Origin of the sequence: Agromyces sp. C10 (assembly GCF_023217995.1) — a bacterium.
Taxonomy (GTDB): domain Bacteria; phylum Actinomycetota; class Actinomycetes; order Actinomycetales; family Microbacteriaceae; genus Agromyces; species Agromyces indicus.
In genome coordinates this window covers 70984-87723 of the sequence record NZ_JALPSX010000003.1, presented here as the reverse complement: position 1 = coordinate 87723, position 16740 = coordinate 70984, and the positions used below count along the sequence as shown (strand labels likewise).

14 protein-coding genes are annotated in these 16740 nt (G+C 71.4%); 3 read left to right on the top strand and 11 right to left on the bottom strand.

Annotated features, from left to right (window positions below):
- The first annotated feature begins 43 nt into the window (after positions 1-43).
- The gene (locus M1L56_RS04200) at positions 44-1816 is read left to right on the top strand and encodes a biotin carboxylase N-terminal domain-containing protein (RefSeq protein WP_248598293.1); all 1773 of its coding nucleotides are present in this window, start codon (positions 44-46) and stop codon (positions 1814-1816) included.
- A gap of 260 nt (positions 1817-2076) precedes the next feature.
- Here M1L56_RS04200 and M1L56_RS04195 read toward each other — a convergent pair whose 3' ends face one another.
- Together M1L56_RS04195 and M1L56_RS04190 are read right to left on the bottom strand one after the other, a co-directional pair.
- Entirely contained in the window at positions 2077-2964 is an 888-nt protein-coding gene (locus tag M1L56_RS04195; RefSeq protein ID WP_248598292.1) for a type IV toxin-antitoxin system AbiEi family antitoxin domain-containing protein, read from the bottom strand.
- Positions 2965-3286: 322 nt separating this feature from the next.
- Complete coding sequence (locus M1L56_RS04190; RefSeq protein ID WP_067948024.1) at positions 3287-4717, bottom strand: NAD(P)H-quinone dehydrogenase; 1431 nt, start codon at positions 4715-4717, stop codon at positions 3287-3289.
- Between the two features lie 188 nt (positions 4718-4905).
- On the opposite strand from M1L56_RS04190, the gene M1L56_RS04185 reads away from it, so the two are divergent.
- Both M1L56_RS04185 and M1L56_RS04180 read left to right on the top strand, forming a co-directional pair.
- Positions 4906-5733: a purine-nucleoside phosphorylase gene (locus M1L56_RS04185; protein ID WP_248598291.1), complete on the top strand. Its 828-nt coding sequence runs from the start codon at positions 4906-4908 to the stop codon at positions 5731-5733.
- Between the two features lie 75 nt (positions 5734-5808).
- Complete coding sequence (locus M1L56_RS04180; protein ID WP_248598290.1) at positions 5809-7497, top strand: phospho-sugar mutase; 1689 nt, start codon at positions 5809-5811, stop codon at positions 7495-7497.
- Positions 7498-7535: 38 nt separating this feature from the next.
- Here M1L56_RS04180 and M1L56_RS04175 read toward each other — a convergent pair whose 3' ends face one another.
- The 9 genes from M1L56_RS04175 to M1L56_RS04135 all read right to left on the bottom strand — a co-directional run bounded on the left by M1L56_RS04175 (position 7536) and on the right by M1L56_RS04135 (position 16679).
- Positions 7536-7820, bottom strand: coding sequence for a PTS sugar transporter subunit IIB (locus M1L56_RS04175; protein WP_067948018.1), 285 nt, complete (start codon positions 7818-7820; stop codon positions 7536-7538).
- A complete protein-coding gene (locus M1L56_RS04170) occupies positions 7817-8305 on the bottom strand; it encodes a PTS sugar transporter subunit IIA (protein WP_248598289.1) in 489 nt (162 codons plus the stop codon). The genes M1L56_RS04175 and M1L56_RS04170 overlap by 4 nt, the downstream gene beginning before the upstream one ends.
- Before the next feature lie 41 nt (positions 8306-8346).
- Positions 8347-9468: an adenosine deaminase gene (locus M1L56_RS04165; RefSeq protein ID WP_248598288.1), complete on the bottom strand. Its 1122-nt coding sequence runs from the start codon at positions 9466-9468 to the stop codon at positions 8347-8349.
- A gap of 53 nt (positions 9469-9521) precedes the next feature.
- Positions 9522-10823 (bottom strand): thymidine phosphorylase, encoded by a 1302-nt coding sequence (locus tag M1L56_RS04160; protein WP_248598287.1) that lies wholly within the window; start codon positions 10821-10823, stop codon positions 9522-9524.
- On the bottom strand, positions 10820-11239 hold the full coding sequence (locus tag M1L56_RS04155; protein WP_248598286.1) for a cytidine deaminase: 420 nt from the start codon (positions 11237-11239) through the stop codon (positions 10820-10822). The genes M1L56_RS04160 and M1L56_RS04155 overlap by 4 nt, the downstream gene beginning before the upstream one ends.
- Before the next feature lie 13 nt (positions 11240-11252).
- Positions 11253-12572 (bottom strand): ABC transporter permease, encoded by a 1320-nt coding sequence (locus tag M1L56_RS04150; protein WP_248598285.1) that lies wholly within the window; start codon positions 12570-12572, stop codon positions 11253-11255.
- The gene (locus M1L56_RS04145) at positions 12569-13882 is read right to left on the bottom strand and encodes an ABC transporter permease (RefSeq protein WP_248598284.1); all 1314 of its coding nucleotides are present in this window, start codon (positions 13880-13882) and stop codon (positions 12569-12571) included. The genes M1L56_RS04150 and M1L56_RS04145 overlap by 4 nt, the downstream gene beginning before the upstream one ends.
- Positions 13879-15417 (bottom strand): ABC transporter ATP-binding protein, encoded by a 1539-nt coding sequence (locus tag M1L56_RS04140; protein ID WP_248598283.1) that lies wholly within the window; start codon positions 15415-15417, stop codon positions 13879-13881. Before M1L56_RS04140 ends, M1L56_RS04145 begins: the two co-directional genes overlap by 4 nt.
- A gap of 155 nt (positions 15418-15572) precedes the next feature.
- The gene (locus M1L56_RS04135) at positions 15573-16679 is read right to left on the bottom strand and encodes a BMP family ABC transporter substrate-binding protein (protein ID WP_248598282.1); all 1107 of its coding nucleotides are present in this window, start codon (positions 16677-16679) and stop codon (positions 15573-15575) included.
- Between the last annotated feature and the right edge of the window lie 61 nt (positions 16680-16740).

The following is a 16740-nucleotide window of genomic DNA, read 5'->3' as shown; positions in this document are numbered from 1 at the left end:
GCACCCAAAGTCCGGCGTGCGTCCGCCAATAGGCTTGGGAGTCATGCGCCGCATCAGCAAGGTCCTCATCGCCAACCGTGGAGAGATCGCCGTCCGCGTCATCCGGGCCGCCCGCGACGCCGGGATCGGCTCGGTCGCCGTCTACGCCGACCAGGACCGCGACGCCCGTCACGTGAAGCTCGCCGACGAGGCGTACGCCCTCGACGGCACCACGAGCGCCGAGACCTACCTGGTGATCGACAAGCTGCTCTCGGTCGCGCGCCGCTCGGGCGCCGACGCGGTGCACCCCGGCTACGGCTTCCTCGCCGAGAACCCCGACTTCGCCCGCGCGGTCATCGACGCCGGCCTGATCTGGATCGGCCCCTCGCCCGAGGCCATCGAGCGCCTCGGCGACAAGGTCTCGGCACGGCACGTCGCCGAGAAGGTCGGCGCGCCGCTCGCGCCCGGCACGCTCAACCCCGTGGCGGATGCCGCCGAGGTGCTCGAGTTCGTCGACCAGCACGGTCTGCCCGTCGCCATCAAGGCGGCGTTCGGCGGTGGCGGCCGAGGCCTCAAGGTCGCCCGCACCCGCGAAGAGGTGCCCGAGCTGTTCGACTCGGCGACCCGTGAGGCCGTCGCCGCGTTCGGTCGAGGCGAGTGCTTCGTCGAGAAGTACCTCGACAAGCCCCGCCACGTCGAGACCCAGTGCCTCGCCGACGAGCACGGCAACGTCGTCGTGGTCTCGACGCGCGACTGCTCGCTGCAGCGCCGCCACCAGAAGCTCGTCGAGGAGGCGCCCGCGCCGTTCCTCACCGAGGAGCAGAACCGCCTGCTGTACGAGGCGTCGAAGGCCATCCTCAAGGAGGTCGGCTACGTCGGCGCCGGCACGTGCGAGTTCCTCATCGGCCAGGACGGCACGGTCTCCTTCCTCGAGGTGAACACGCGCCTGCAGGTCGAGCACCCGGTCTCCGAGGAGGTCACGGGTCTCGACCTCGTGCGCGAGCAGTTCCGCCTCGCCGAGGGCGGCGTGCTCGACTACCCCGACCCCGAGACGACGGGCCACTCGATCGAGTTCCGCATCAACGGCGAGGACCCGGGTCGCAACTTCCTCCCCGCGCCCGGCCCGATCCACCAGCTCCGCTTCCCGGGCGGCCCCGGCGTGCGCGTCGATTCGGGCGTCACGAGCGGTGACGAGATCTCCGGCGCGTTCGACTCGCTGCTCGCGAAGCTCATCGTGACCGGCTCCTCGCGCAAAGACGCGCTCGAGCGCGCCCGCCGCGCCCTCGACGAGTTCGAGGTCGCCGGTCTGCCGACCGTGCTGCCGTTCCACCGCGACATCGTGAACCACGAGGCGTTCGCGCCCGCCGGCGACGAGCCGTTCCGCGTGTACACGCGCTGGATCGAGACCGAGTACGACAACACGATCGAGCCGTGGACCGGCGAGCTCGAGGAGGCGAAGGGCCCGGCCGCGCGCACGAGCGTCGTCGTCGAGGTCGACGGCCGCCGCGTCGAGGTGTCGCTGCCGAAGCGTCTCGCAGGTGCGCCCGCGTCGGGCGGCGCGACCGCCGGGCCGGCGCCGCGTCGGCGGGCGCTGCACCACTCGGTCGACACGTCGACCGGTGACGCGGTCAAGGCGCCCATGCAGGCCACCGTGGTCAAGGTGGCCGTCGCCGAGGGCGACAAGGTCGTCAAGGGCGACCTGGTGCTCGTGCTCGAGGCGATGAAGATGGAGCAGCCGATCGTCGCCCACAAGGACGGCATCATCGGCCTCGTCAACGCCGAGCCGGGCGTCACCGTCTCGAGCGGTCACCTCCTCCTCGCCATCACCGACGCCTGACCTGCGTTCCCGCGCGTTCCGCGTCTCTGCGTCTCTGCGTCTCTGCGTCTCTGCGTCTTCTGCGTTTCTCAGGAGTTATCCGGCGGGTCGCGTCGCTGAGCGGCGTGTCGTCCTGAGAAACGCACGGTTCGGCGTCGCGCGTCCTGAGAACGGTTCGTCGTGGTGAGTCGGCGAGCGGATGCCACGGGGCGGGGGCGCCGGCGCGTCGGCTCGTCAGGTCGGGTCCGGTCGGGTCGGGTCCGGTCGGGTCGTCGAGACGGTCAGTCGAGCGCGCAGAGCGCGTGGACCACCCGGAGCGCCGTCGCCCTCGGATCGGCGATGACGTCCGCCGCGGCGAGGCGAAGCGTCGGGATGCCGCGTCGGAGCAGTTCCTCGTCCCGCCGCCGATCACGGACGAAGGCGGCACGATCGGAGTGGAACTCGTAGCCGTCCGTCTCGACGGCGAGCCGGCCAGCCACCAGGAAGTCGATGAACCCCACCCCGTCGAACGGCACCTGCTGGATGAAGGGGACGCCGAGTGCGCGGAGCTCCATCGCCAGCAGTGTCTCGACGCCGGACCCGTCGAGGCCGCCGAGCACGAGGGGCGGCATCCGCTGCGGCAGGCTCGCGTCGGCCAGGCGCTGCGCGAGGTCGAGGGTCAGCAGTCCTCGTTGCACGGCCGACTCGAAGGCGGCAGCGACGTCGGCGTGCGGACGACAGCGCGGGAGAGCCGCCCGCGCACGTTCGAGGGGCACCCTCCAGGCCGACTCGTCGCCCCGCGCACCGAACGGCACGTCGGTCCAGTGCAGGGCGACCTCGGTGCGGGCGCGGTCGGGCGTCAGCGGCTCGTCGGTCCGCACGAGCGCCCGGTTCGTGCGGAGCCGCGCGGCGTTGGCCGGAAGGACGACGTGCGCCACCGGAGTGGCTCTCGTCCAGATGCCGTAGCTCGCGAGTGCGCTCACGCAGCCGAGCCGTCCGCCCACGCGGACGGCGCTGACGGCATCGCGCGGCGCCTCGGGCACGGCGTAGTGCGCGCGGCGCACGCGGATCAGCTCCCCCGCCCTCACAGCTCGCGAGATGTCGATCCCCTGGACGCCCGCGTCGAGAATCTCCGCACGGGTCGCGATCCCGCCGCGCTGGGCGACGGCGACGACGGGTGATGGGCGCACGCCGTCGAGTCTTCCGCGGCATCCGTCGCTGCCCGGCTGTCAGGCCCGATGACCACGACGGGCTCGCCGCATGCCGACGTGTGGAGGACCGGACGCACGTATCTCGGCCCGGGCGGCCGCGGCATCCGCTTCGTCACCCGTCGCCGGTCACCCATGGCACGCGCTTCTCAGGACGCCCGGCCCGATCGGGGCCCTTCTCAGGATGACACGCCGTGTTCGAGCACGACCCGCCGGATAACTCCTGAAAACGGAGGCCCCACGCGGACGACGCACCCGAAACGGAGGGCTCGCGCGCACGACGCGCCCGAATGCCCGCCCGCGGTCAGCGGACGACGTGCATGGCGCGCGCGGCGTCGGTGAGCGACCCGGTGAGCGACGGGTACACGGGGAACGCCTCGGCGAACTGGTCGACCGTGAGCCGGTGCTCGACGGCGAGCGCGAGCGGGAAGATCAGCTCGGACGCCTTCGGCGCGACGATGACGCCGCCGATGATCGCCCCCGACCCGGCCGACGCGAACAGCTTCACGAAGCCGTCGCGGATGCCCATCATCTTCGCGCGGGGGTTCGACGACAGCGGCAGCTTGTAGACCGTGCCGGGCACCACGCCCTCCTCGATCTCCTTCTCGGTCCAGCCGACCGTGGCGATCTCGGGCTGCGTGAAGATGTTCGAGGTGATGTTGCGGTTCTCCGGCGGGTTCACGATGTCGCCCATGGCGTGGAACACCGCCGTGCGGCCCTGCATCGACGCGACCGACGCGAGCGGGAGGAAGGTGGTGCAGTCGCCGGCGGCGTAGATGTTCGGCATCGACGTGCGCGCGACCCGGTTCACGCGGATGTGTCCGGACTCGGCGAGCTGCACGCCGGCCTCCTCGAGGCCGAGGTCGGCGGTGTTCGGCACCGAGCCGACCGCCATGAGGCAGTGCGAGCCGCGCACCTCGCGGCCGTCCGACAGGGTGGCGAGCACCCCGTCGCCGTCGACCACGACCGACTCGGCGCGCGACTTCGACAGCACCTTCATGCCGTTGCGCTTGAAGACCTTCTCGATGACGGATGCCGCGTCGGCATCCTCGCCCGGCAGCACGTGCTCGCGGCTCGAGATCAGCGTCACCTTCGCGCCGAGCGCGCGGTAGGCCGACGCGAACTCGGCCCCGGTCACGCCGGAGCCGACGACGATGAGGTGCTCGGGCACCTGCGAGAGGTGGTACAGCTGCGTCCAGGTGAGGATCCGCTCCCCGTCGGGCACCGCCGACGGCAGCACGCGCGGCGTCGCCCCGGTGGAGATGACGAGCGTGTCGGCCTCGATGCGGTCGAAGTCGGTGCCGCCCTTCGCGGTGGCGACGATGATCGCGTTGGCCCCGTCGAGTCGCCCCTCGCCCTGCACGAGGTTGACGCCCGCCTCGAGCAGGTTGGAGCGCATGTCCTCGGACTGCTGGGCCGCGAGGCCGAGCAGGCGCTTGTTGACCGCCTGGAGGTTGATCGCGACGTCCGGCTTCACGGCCTTGTCGTTGGCGCCCTTCGCGAAGAACTGCACGCCCAGGTCGGCGGCCTCCTTGACGGCGTTCGACGCCTCGGCGGTCGCGATGAGCGACTTGGACGGCACGACGTCGGTCAGGACGGCCGATCCGCCGACGCCGGCGCGTTCGACGAGCGTGACCTCGGCACCGAGCTGCGCCGCGGCGAGTGCCGCCTCGTACCCGCCGGGTCCGCCCCCGAGGACGGCGATCCGTTGCGTGCGCTCGAAGGTGGTGTGCATGGCGTCCATCCTCCCACGGGCCGCGGGCGCTCTCTTGCGGGCGGGCGCCGACGCACGCGGGCGCGCGGGCGCGCGAACGCGGGCGCGCGGGCGCGCGAACGCGGGCGGGCGAGCGGATGCCGCGCGCAGGCGAGCATCGGCGTGCGCACGCCGCGCCGCGGCATCCGTCGCTTGCGTACCATGAGGGGATGCAGCAGCAGAACCCGCTCGACGACCCCGCCGCCGACCCGTTCGCCGTCGCACGCGACGCGGCCGCCCGCATCGCGGAGCTCACCGGCGTGGAGCGCCACGACCTCGCGCTGACCCTCGGCTCCGGCTGGGGTGCCGCAGCCGAGGTCATCGGCGAGACCACCCACACGATCCCCGCCCACGAGGTGCCCGGCTTCTCGAAGCCGGCGCTCGAGGGCCACGTCGGCACGCTGCGCTCGGTGGCGCTGCCGAACGGCCGTCGTGCGCTCGTCATCGGCGCGCGCACGCACTACTACGAGGGTCACGGCGTTCGACGCGTCGTCCACTCGGTCCGCACTGCGGCGGCCGCGGGCGCGACCACCATGATCCTCACGAACGGCGCGGGCGGCATCCGCGAGACCTGGTCGGCGGGCACGCCCGTACTGATCAGCGACCACATCAACCTCACGGCCGACTCGCCGCTCGAGGGTGCGACGTTCATCGACCTCACCGACCTGTACTCGGCGCGGCTGCGCGGGCTCGCGCACGAGGTCGACCCGACGCTCGACGAGGGCGTGTACGTGCAGTTCCGCGGTCCCCACTACGAGACCCCCGCCGAGGTGCGGATGGCGAAGGCCATCGGCGGCGACATCGTCGGCATGTCGACGGCGCTCGAGGCGATCGCTGCCCGCCAGGCGGGCATGGAGGTGCTCGGCATGTCGCTGATCACGAACCTCGCGGCGGGCATCCAGACGACGCCGCTGAGCCACGACGAGGTGATCGAGGCCGGCCGGGCCGCGGAGTCACGCATCTCCGACCTGCTGGCCAAGATCGTCGCGGCGATCTAGCCGCGCTCCCGCTCCCTCCCGCTTCCCGACCCCGGCGCCCGGCACGGCGCACGCATTCGAGAGAGAAGGCCACGGATGCCGCAGCTCACCGACGACGACCGCATCGCCCTCGCCGAGGCGTGGATCGCCCAGGACCCCGACCCCGAGACCCGCGACGAGCTCGCGTCGATCGTGGCGGGCGTCCGGGCGGGCGACGCCGCGGCATCCGCCGACCTCGCCGATCGGTTCGACGCGCGGCTCGCCTTCGGCACCGCGGGTCTGCGAGGCGAGATCGCCGCGGGCCCCAACCGCATGAACCGCGTGCTCGTCTCGCAGGGCGCCGCGGGCCTCGCCGCGTACCTGCTCGAGCGGGCGACGGAGGCCGGGTCCACCTCGGTGGTCGTCGGATACGACGGGCGGCGAAACTCCGAGGTGTTCGCGCGCGACGTCGCCGAGGTGATGGCGGGGGCGGGCGTGCGCGCCATCCTGCTGCCGAGGATGCTGCCGACGCCCGTGCTGGCGTTCGCCGTCCGCCACCTCGACACCTCCGCCGGGGTGATGGTCACCGCGTCGCACAACCCGCCGAACGACAACGGCATGAAGGTCTACCTCGGCGGCGCCGACCAGGGCACCCAGATCGTCGCGCCGGCCGACGCCGAGATCGCCGCGCACATCCTGCGCGTCGCCGAGTCCGTGCGTGTGCCCGACCTGCCGCGCGGCTCGGTCGAGACGGCGCCCGAGTCGGTCGTCGACGCCTACGTGAGCGCGACGGCGGCCGTCGCGGCGACGCCGGCCGCGCAGCCGCGGGTGGTGTACACGGCAATGCACGGCGTCGGCTGGGAGACGCTGCGCCGAGTCCTCGACACGGCCGGCTTCGATGCGCCGACCCTGGTCGAGGCGCAGATCGAGCCCGACGGCCGGTTCCCGACCGTGGCCTTCCCGAACCCCGAGGAGCCGGGGGCGATGGACCTGTCGTTCGAGGCGGCGCGCGCGTCCGGCGCCGACCTCATCGTCGCGAACGACCCCGACGCCGACCGCCTGGCGATCGCGATCCCCGACGCGTCCGAGGCGAGCGGATGGCGCCGGCTCACCGGCAACGAGGTCGGGCTGCTCCTCGGCTGGCAGGTGGCCGAGCAGTGCGCGGCGGCCGGGCGCGACGGCACGCTCGCCTGCTCGATCGTCTCCTCTCCCGGCCTCGAGGCGGTCGCGCGCGCCCACGGGCTCGACTTCCGGGCCACGCTGACGGGCTTCAAGTGGATCTCGCGCGCCCCCGGGCTCGCCTTCGGCTTCGAGGAGGCCCTCGGCTACCTCGTCAACCCGGACACCGTGCGCGACAAGGACGGCATCTCGGCGGCGGTCGCGTTCCTCTCGCTGGCCGCCCGCCTCGCCGCCGAGGGGCGAACGGTCGCCGACCACCTCGACGACTTCACGGCGCGCTTCGGGTGCTTCGCCTCGGCGCAGGTCTCGATCCGCGTCACCGACCTGAGCCGCATCGCCGAGGTCATGGCGCGCCTCCGGGCCGCACCGCCCTCGGAGGTCGGCGGCATCCGCGTCGCCGCCGTCGAGGACCTCGCGCTCGGCCTCGACGGGCTTCCGCCGTCCGACGTGCTGCGGATCCGCCTCGAGGGCGGCGCCCGGGTCATGGTGCGTCCGAGCGGCACCGAGCCGAAGCTCAAGGTCTACATCGACGCGGCCGCCACCGAGGGGGCCGTCGCCGAGCGGCGAGCCGCGGCATCCGAGGCGGTGGCCAGGGTCGAGGCGGGCATGCGGGAACTCGTCGCCTGAGCGCCCGGCGGGCTCGACCGGCGGTCGGTCCGGCGGGCTCAGCCCAGCGACGCGTCGAGTTTGCGGCCGATCTCGTCGACGTCGAAGTAGTTCTCGACCTCGATGATCTCGGCCCAGGTGCGGCCGAGCGCCTCGCGCACGCGGCCGGCCAGTTCCGTCGACGTGAGGACGACCTGCGCGTCCGCGGCCGCTGCCGCGATCCCCGCGAGGTCGCTCGCGTCGACGTCGGCGGTCAGGCCGAGCCGATCGAGCGCACGCTCGGCGTTCGCCTTCAGGATCGCCGAGGTGCCCACCCCGAGCCCGCACACCGCGACGATCCTCATGCCGAGGCCTCCCCCGCCGGGGCAGGACGGCCAGGGGCGCGGTCGGCTCCGTCGAAGACCTCGCGCACCTCGTCGATGGTCGACGCGGCAGCGAGGCGCTCGATGGCGCTGCGCTCGTTGAAGACGTTCGCGAGACCCGCCACGCTGGCGACGTGCTCGTCGGCACCGGTGACCGCGAGCCCCACGACCACGCGCACCGGGTCGTTGTGCGGGTGTCCGAACGGCACGGGCTCCGCGAGCGTGACCACCGCCAGGCCGTTCCGCACCACGTCGGGACCGGGCCGCGCGTGGGCGAGCGCGAGGCCGGGCGCGATGACGATGTAGGCGCCGAACTCCTCCAGCACGCCGATCATTCGCTCGGTGTAGCCCTCGCGCGTGGCCCCCGACCGCGCCAGCGCCCGCCCGACCGCGCGCACCGCGGCACGCCACTCGGTCGACTCGTCGTGGAGGACGATGGCGGAGTCGGCAAGCGGCGGAAGGGTCATCGGGCTCCGTTCGTGGTGGTGCGGGATGTGGCGGTGCCGGATCAGGCCTCGTCGAAGCCGTCCTGGATCTGCTCAGCCAGGTCCTCCCGCTCGTCGAGCGGGAGGAACGCCGCCGCGGCGGCGTTGAGCTGGAAGATCTCGAAGTCGTCGACGTCGTATCCGAAGGCGTCGGAGAGCAGGGCCAGCTCGCGGGTCAGCGACGTGCCGGACTGGAGCCGGTTGTCGGTGTTCACGGTGACCCGGAAGCCGAGCTGGTAGAGCAGGTCGAACGGGTGGTCGACGAGTTCGTCGCCCCACGCGGCGATCGCGCCCGTCTGCAGGTTCGACGACGGGCTCGTCTCGAGGGCGATTTCGCGGTCGCGCACCCACTGGGCGACCGGACCGAGCGAGACGTACGTGTTCTCGTCGTCCTGTCGCTCGATCGTCAGGTCTTCGGCCAGGCGCACGCCGTGGCCGAGTCGCAGGGCGCGTCCGTCGAAGAGGGCGCTGCGGATCGATTCGAGGCCGTCGGCCTCGCCGGCGTGCACCGTGACCGGCATGAACCGGGTGGCGAGGAAGTCGAACGCCGTGCGGTGGCGGCTCGGCGGGAATCCGGCCTCGGCGCCGGCGATGTCGAAGCCGACCACGCCGCGGTCGCGGTGGCGCACCGCGAGCTCGGCGATCTCGAGGCCACGGTCGGCGTGCCGCATGGCCGTCACGAGCTGGCCGACCCGGATCCGGTGCCCCTGGCGACGCACGTCCTCCACGCCCTCGTCGAGGCCGGCCTGCACCGCCTCGACGGTCTCGTCGAGCGTGAGCCCGCGAGCGAGGTGCTGCTCGGGCGCCCAGCGGATCTCGCCGTAGATCACCCCGTCGGCCGCGAGGTCGTGCACGAACTCGCGCGCGACCCGGGTGAGCCCGGTGCTCGTCTGCATGACGGCCGTCGTGAGGTCGAAGGTCTTCAGGTACTCGACGAGCGAGCCCGAGTTCGACTGGTCCGAGAACCAGGTCGCGAGCTCGTCCGAGTCGGCGGCGGGCAGCTCGAGCCCGATCTCGTCGGCGAGTTCGATCAGCGTCTGCGGCCGGAGCCCGCCGTCGAGGTGATCGTGCAGCGAGATCTTGGGCAGCGAGCGGATGTCGGTGCCGTCCCCCTCGAGTCGGTAGTCGGTCGCATGCGTATCCACCCCATCACGATACCGGCGGAAGCCGTCGGCGACGTGAGGGATTTCTCGCGCGGTCAGCGCCCGATGCGATCGGCGATGAGCGGACCGCCGTCGTGCACCTCGTCGCCGGCGTCGCCGATCGCCCAGGCGCCCTCGACGGCCTCGAGGGCGCGCTCGAAGCGCGCCGGCTCATCGGCGTGGAGGGTGAAGAGCGGCTGCCCCTGGCGCACCGCGTCGCCGGGCTTCGCGTGCAGGTCGATGCCCGCGGCGTGCTGGACCGGGTCCTCCTTGCGGGCGCGACCGGCGCCGAGCCGCCAGGCGGCGATGCCGAACGGCAGGGCCTCCTGGCGGACGAGGACGCCGTCGCGGTCGGCGGTGACGACGTGCTGCTCCTTCGCGACCGGCAGGTCGGCGTCCGGGTCTCCGCCCTGCGCCCGGATGGCGGCACGCCACGTGTCCATCGCGCGGCCGTCGTCGAGCGCGGCCTCCACGTCCTCGTCGGGTCGTCCGGCGAGGGCGAGCATCTCTCTGGCGAGCGCCACGGTGAGTTCGCGGATGTCGGCGGGTCCGCCGCCGGCGAGGACCTCGACGGATTCGCGCACCTCGTTGGCGTTGCCGATCGTGAGGCCGAGCGGGACGTTCATGTTGGTCAGCAGCGCGCTCGTGGCCACGCCGGCGTCCTCGCCGAGTTCGACCATGGTGCGCGCGAGCTCGCGGGAGCGCTCGATGTCCTGCAGGAACGCTCCGGAACCGAACTTCACGTCGAGCACGAGCGCCCCGGTGCCCTCGGCGATCTTCTTCGACATGATCGACGACGCGATGAGCGGGATCGTCTCGACGGTGCCGGTGATGTCGCGGAGGGCGTACAGCTTCTTGTCGGCGGGCGCGAGCCCGGCTCCCGCCGCGCAGATGACGCCCCCGACGTCGCGGAGCTGGGCGAACATCTCGTCGTTGCTCAGCTCGGCGCGCCATCCGGGGATGGATTCGAGCTTGTCGAGCGTGCCGCCGGTGTGGCCGAGGCCCCGGCCCGAGAGCTGGGGCACCGCGACGCCGAACGCGGCGACCAGGGGCATGAGCGGCAGGGTGATCTTGTCGCCGACGCCGCCCGTCGAGTGCTTGTCGGTCGTCGGCTTGCCGAGCCCGGAGAAGTCCATGCGCTCACCCGAGGCGATCATCGCCATCGTGAGGTCGCGGATCTCGCGGCGCGTCATGCCGTTCAGGAAGATCGCCATGGTCATCGCCGACATCTGCTCGTCGGCGACGTACCCGCGCGTGTAGGCGTCGACGAGCCATCCGATCTGGTCGGTCGACAGCTCGCCGCGGTCGCGCTTGGTGCGGATCAGGTCGACGGCGTCGAACGCCTCGACTGCGGTCATTCGGTCTCTCCTCGGAACTCGGCGAGCTGGCGCGGCCCGAAGGCGTCGGGCAGCACCTGGTCGATGGTCTTGACGCCCGAGACGGTCTCGAGCAGCATGCCCTCCGCCGAGTGCTCGTAGAGCAGCTGGCGGCAGCGACCGCACGGCATGAGGACGTTCCCGTGCCCGTCGACGCAGGTGAACGCGGTGAGCTTGCCGCCACCCGACATCACCAGCGCGGACACGAGGGAGCACTCGGCGCAGAGCGTGACGCCGTACGAGGCGTTCTCCACGTTGCATCCGCTGACCACTCGGCCGTCGTCCGCGATCGCGGCGGCACCGACGGGGAACTGGGAGTAGGGGACGTACGCCATCGCCATCGCCTCGCGGGCGATCTCGCGGAGGTGGTCCCAGTCGATCGCGTGCTGAGCGGTCATGGTGCTCCCGTCGTCAGGACTTGATGTAGGGCTTGCCTGCGGCGGCCGGGCCGCGCACCTTGCCGACGAATCCGGCCACGGCCAGGATCGTGACGACGTACGGCAGCATCAGCATGAACTCGCTCGGCACCGGTGAGCCCATGACCGAGAGCGTGTTCTGCAGGTTCGACGCGAAGCCGAACAGCAGCGCCGCGAGGGTCGCCTTGATGGGGTCCCACTGGCCGAAGATGACGGCCGCGAGGGCGATGAAGCCGGCACCGGCCGTCATCTCCTTGCCGAAGGCGCCGACCGCGCCGAGCGTGAAGAACGCGCCGCCGAGGCCCGCGATGGCACCGGCGAGCGAGACGTTCCAGAATCGGGTACGCGCCACGTTGATGCCGACCGTGTCCGCTGCCGTCGGGTGTTCGCCGACCGAGCGGAGCCGGAGGCCCCACTTGGTGTGGAAGAGCCCGAAGTACACGAGCGCGACGATCAGGTACATGACGTAGATGATGATCGTCTGTCGGAAGAACATCGGCCCGATCAGCGGGATCTCCGACAGGATCGGGATCGGGATGCGCTCGAGACGCGGCGGTGCGTTCAGCAGGCTCGCGTTCGGCGCGAGCACCTGCGAGAAGAGGAAGCTCGTGAGGCCGATGACCAGCACGTTCAGCACGACGCCGACGATGACCTGATCGACGAAGTACTTGATCGAGAATGCGGCGAGCACGAAGGCGACGAGCACGCCGGCGACCGCGGCAGCGGCGAGCCCCGCCACTTGGCCGATGATCGGCCCGAGGACCCCCTGGCCGATCACTGAGGCGATCACCGCCGAGGTGAACGCGCCGGCGAGCAGCTGTCCTTCGATGGCGATGTTGATGACGCCCACGCGCTCGGAGATCACGCCGCACAGGGCCCCGAAGATGAGCGGGACCGACAGGCTGAGCGCCCCTGCGAGCAGGCCCGGCATCGGGATGACGGGGGTCCGGGCACCGGCGGCGGCCCAGGTGAGGAAGGCCATGAGGGCGATCACGGCGAAGACGACCAGCAGCCAGAGCGGCACGCGCCGTTTCGCGCGGACCAGCGCGGCGGACGCCACGGTGACGGCGGCGAGCAACACGACGCCGATCCAGGTGGCCACGATGCCGTTCAGGACCAGTTCAGGAAGCTGGATGAGGTCGCTGCCGGTCGAGAGTCGGAAGGTGGCGTCGCCGGCGTGCGGTGACGCGATGAACAGGATGGCGAGCAGGACGGTGACGACCGCGAACGCGATCGGGGCCTTCCAGCTGACGACGACGGTCGTATCGAGTCCGGGCGAGGACGTCGTGGCGTGGTGCTGCGTGGGAGCGGTCACTTCGCCGCCACCTCCTCCTTGCGCGGGGTCCGCGTTCGCTTGGGCTTGGGCTTGGCGCCCGGCTGGGGCAGGCGGAAGATGGCCCGGACCAGCGGGGGCGCGGCGATGAACAGCACGATCAGCGACTGCACCACGAGGACGATGTCGATCGGCACGCCCTCGGCGGCCTGCATCGAGAAGCCACCGGCCTTGAACGCGCCGAACAGCAGGCCGGCGGCGAGGATGCCGAACGGCGTCGATCGGCCGAGCAGGGCCACGGTGATCGCGTCGAAGCCGATGCCCGCGTCGATGCCCGAGGAGAAGCCGGTGGTGACGGTGCCGAGCACCTGGTGCACGCCGGCGAGACCGACGAGCGCGCCCGAGATCAGCATCGCGTAGATGTACATCGACTTGACGTTGATGCCGGCGACGCGCGCCGCGTTCGGGTTGAGGCCGACCGCGCGGAACTTGAATCCGAGGCTCGAGCGGTCGAGGATCCACCAGACCAGGAACACCGCGCCGATCGACAGCAGGAAGCCGAAGTGGAGGTTCAGCTGGGGCCCCGGAAGCAGGTCGGGGAAGATCGCCGTGTCCTTCATCGGCGGTGTCTTGGGGTTGTTCGACCCGGGTGCCTGCAGCAGGCCGGGCGTGCGCAGCATCCACGACACCAGGTAGAGGGCGACGTAGTTCAGCATGATGGTCACGATGACCTCGTGCGCGCCCGTGCGCGCCTTCAGCAGTCCCGCGATCCCGGCCCACAGCGCTCCGGCCAGGAGACCGACGACGACCGCGACGATCATGTGGAGGCCCCACGGCAGGTCGAAGGAGAACGCGACCCAACCGGCGCCGGCGGCGGCCAGGAGCATCTGCCCGCGTCCACCGATGTTGAACATGCCGACGCGGAACGCGAGGCCCACGCCGAGGCCGGCCGCGATGAGCGGCGTGGCGAACTTGAGCGTCTCGGTGAGCGGGCGGATGCCGGCGATGAAGTCGTCGCGGCGGAAGTTGTAGATCGAGCCCTGGAAGAAGGCCGCGTACGCGCCGCCGACGGCATCCCAGATCGCGACGAACGTGTCGCCGGGCCGGGCGAAGAAGTACGCGGATGCCGACTGCACGCGCTCGTCGGTGAAGGCGATCATGATCGCGCCGACGATGAGGGCGAGCAGCACGGCGAGCACCGAGATGATCGCGTTGCCGGTCGTGATGCGCCGGAAGGCCTCGTGCCAGCGCGACGGTGGCTCGACCTCGGGCTCGCGCTCGCGGACGGGCTCGTCCGGCGGCACCTTCGTGCCCGTCTGCAGTGCCACGTCGGGGTCGTTGGCGTTGCTCATGCGACGGCTCCTTCGGGGGTGGGGGCGGACGCGGAGGGGGGAGCCTCGCCGGCCATCATGAGGCCGAGCACGTCGCGGGGGGTGTCGCCGGGGACGATGCCGACGACGCGGCCGCGGTACATGACCATGATCCGGTCGGCCAGCGCGGTGACCTCGTCGAGCTCGGTGGAGACGACGACCACCGGCACGCCCTCGTCGCGCGTCTCGATGATGCGCTTGTGGATGAACTCGATCGACCCGACGTCGACGCCGCGGGTCGGCTGCGCGGCCACGAGGAGGCGCAGGTCGCGGCTCAGCTCGCGCGCGAGGACGACCTTCTGCTGGTTGCCGCCGGACAGGCGGCCCGCCCAGGTGTCGATCCCGGGCGTGCGGATGTCGAACTCCTGGACCTTCTCCCTCGCGAACTCGGCCAGGAACCCGCGCTGCACGTTGCCGGCCTTGACGAACGGCGCGCCCTCGGCCCGATCGAGCATGAGGTTCTCGGCGATGGAGAACTCGCCCACGAGGCCGTCCTCCTTGCGGTCCTCGGGGACGAAGCCGACGCCGGCGTCGAGGATGCGACGCACCGAGCTCTTCGTGATGTCCTCGCCGTCGAGCCGGATGGTGCCCTGCACGCGGGGCTGCAGTCCGACGAGCGCCTCGGTGAGCTCGGTCTGGCCGTTGCCCTGCACGCCCGCGACCGCGAGCACCTCGCCGCGTCGCACGCTGAAGCTCACGTCGTTGACGACGAGCTGGCCGATCGGGTCGACGACGCTCAGGTGCTCGACCGTGAGCGCCTCGTCGCCGAGCTTCGGTTCCTCCTTGTGGACGGTGAGCTCGACCGCGCGTCCGACCATGAGGGAGGCGAGTTCGGCGTTGGAGGCGGTCGGTGCCGCCTCGCCGACGACCTTGCCGAGTCGGATGACGGTGATGCGGTCGGCGACCTCACGGACCTCGCGGAGCTTGTGCGTGATGAAGACGATGGACGCGCCGGACTCCTTGAGCTGACGCATGATGCCCATCAGCTCGTCGGTCTCCTGCGGGGTCAGTACGGCCGTCGGCTCGTCGAACACGAGCACCCGCGCGTCGCGCGAGAGGGCCTTGATGATCTCGACGCGCTGCTGCACGCCGACCGGCAGGTCGTCGACGAGGGCGTCGGGGTCGACGTCGAACCCGAACCGCTCGCTGATCTCGCGCACCTTCGCGCGGGCCGCGGGCAGGTCGAGACGACCGAGTCCCTTCGTCTGCTCGTGCCCGAGCATGACGTTCTCGGCGACCGTGAACACGGGGATCAGCATGAAGTGCTGGTGCACCATGCCGATGCCTGCCCGCATCGCATCACCGGGCCCATCGAAGTGCTGCACCTGGCCGTCGAGCGCGATCTCGCCTTCATCGGCCTGGTAGAGGCCGTACAGGACGTTCATCAGCGTCGACTTGCCTGCGCCGTTCTCTCCGAGGAGGCAGTGGATCTCCCCCGCCTCGACGGTGAGGTCGATGTGGTCGTTCGCCACCAGGGAACCGAACTTCTTCGTGATTCCTCGGAGTTCGAGTTTCATGCCACCGATCCTAGTTCTCCGACCGCCGATCGCCGCGGTCGTGCGCCGAAGTGCGCCGATGCGCGGCCGGGGCCGCTCAGATGTTGCGGATGTCGCGCACCCGCCGGAAACGACGAAGGGAGGCCGGCTGCGCCGACCCCCCTCCGCGTAGGTGCCTACTCCTGGGAAGCCAGGTAGGACTCGACGACGATGTCGCCGTCGATGATCTGCTGCTGCAGGTCCTCGAGCTCCGTCTTCAGCTCGTCGGAGACGGCGTCCTCGAAGTCGTGGAACGGTGCGAGGCCGACGCCCTCGTTCTCGAGCGTGCCGATGAACGGCTCAGCGGAGAACTCGCCGTTGCCGGCGGCGACGAGCGCCTCGTAGGTGCCCACGTCGATGCCCTTGCGGATCGAGGTGAGGAGGAGGTCGCCGACCGACGGGTCGGTCTCGAACACGTCCGCGTCGACGCCGATCAGCGCGATGTCACGGCCGGCGTCGCGGATCGCGGCCGCGGCGCTCTGGTAGATCGGTCCGCCGACGGGAAGGAGCACGTCGACGTTCTGGTCGATGAGGCCCTGCGCGACCTGGCGAGCGGTGTCGTTCGCCTCGAAGCCGCCGGTGAAGGAGCCGTCCTGCGCGGCGCGGTCCCAACCGATGACCTGGACGTCGGTGCCCTTCTGCTCGTTGTGGTACTCGACGCCCTGGGCGAAGCCGTCCATGAAGATGGAGACGGTCGGGATGTTGATGCCGCCGAAGGTGCCGACGGCGCCGGTCTCCGACATGCCCGCCGAGAGGTAGCCGGCGAGGAACGCCGCCTGGGCGGTGTCGAAGATGATCGGCTTGATGTTCTCGGCGTCCGTGGTGCCGTCGAAGTCCTGGTCGACGGTGTCGTCGATCGAGACGTACTCGACGTCGGGGTTCGCGGTCGCCGACTCGAGAGCGGCCGGCGCGAGCAGGAAGCCGACGGTGACGATGGTGTTGCAGCCCTGGTCGACGAGGTTCTGGAGGTTCGACGGGTAGTCGGTCTCCGCGGCCGACTCGACCTCGATGTACTCCGTGCCGAGCTCCTCGGCCGCACGCTGCATGCCCTCGAGGCCGAGCTGGTTGAACGACTTGTCGTCGAATCCGCCCGCGTCGGAGACCATGCAGGGCAGGTAGTCGAGCGCCTCGCCGCCGCCGGCCTCGTCCGACTCCTCGGGCGCCGAAGCGCAGCCGGCGAGCAGCGCGACCGCACCGAGCGTCGCCAGACCGCCGAACGCGGCCTTCTTGAACGTGAACGTCACTGTGTCCTCCAAAAGACGCACCCCGAACGGGTCTCGGGGACCGTGAGGTCACGTTACCCAA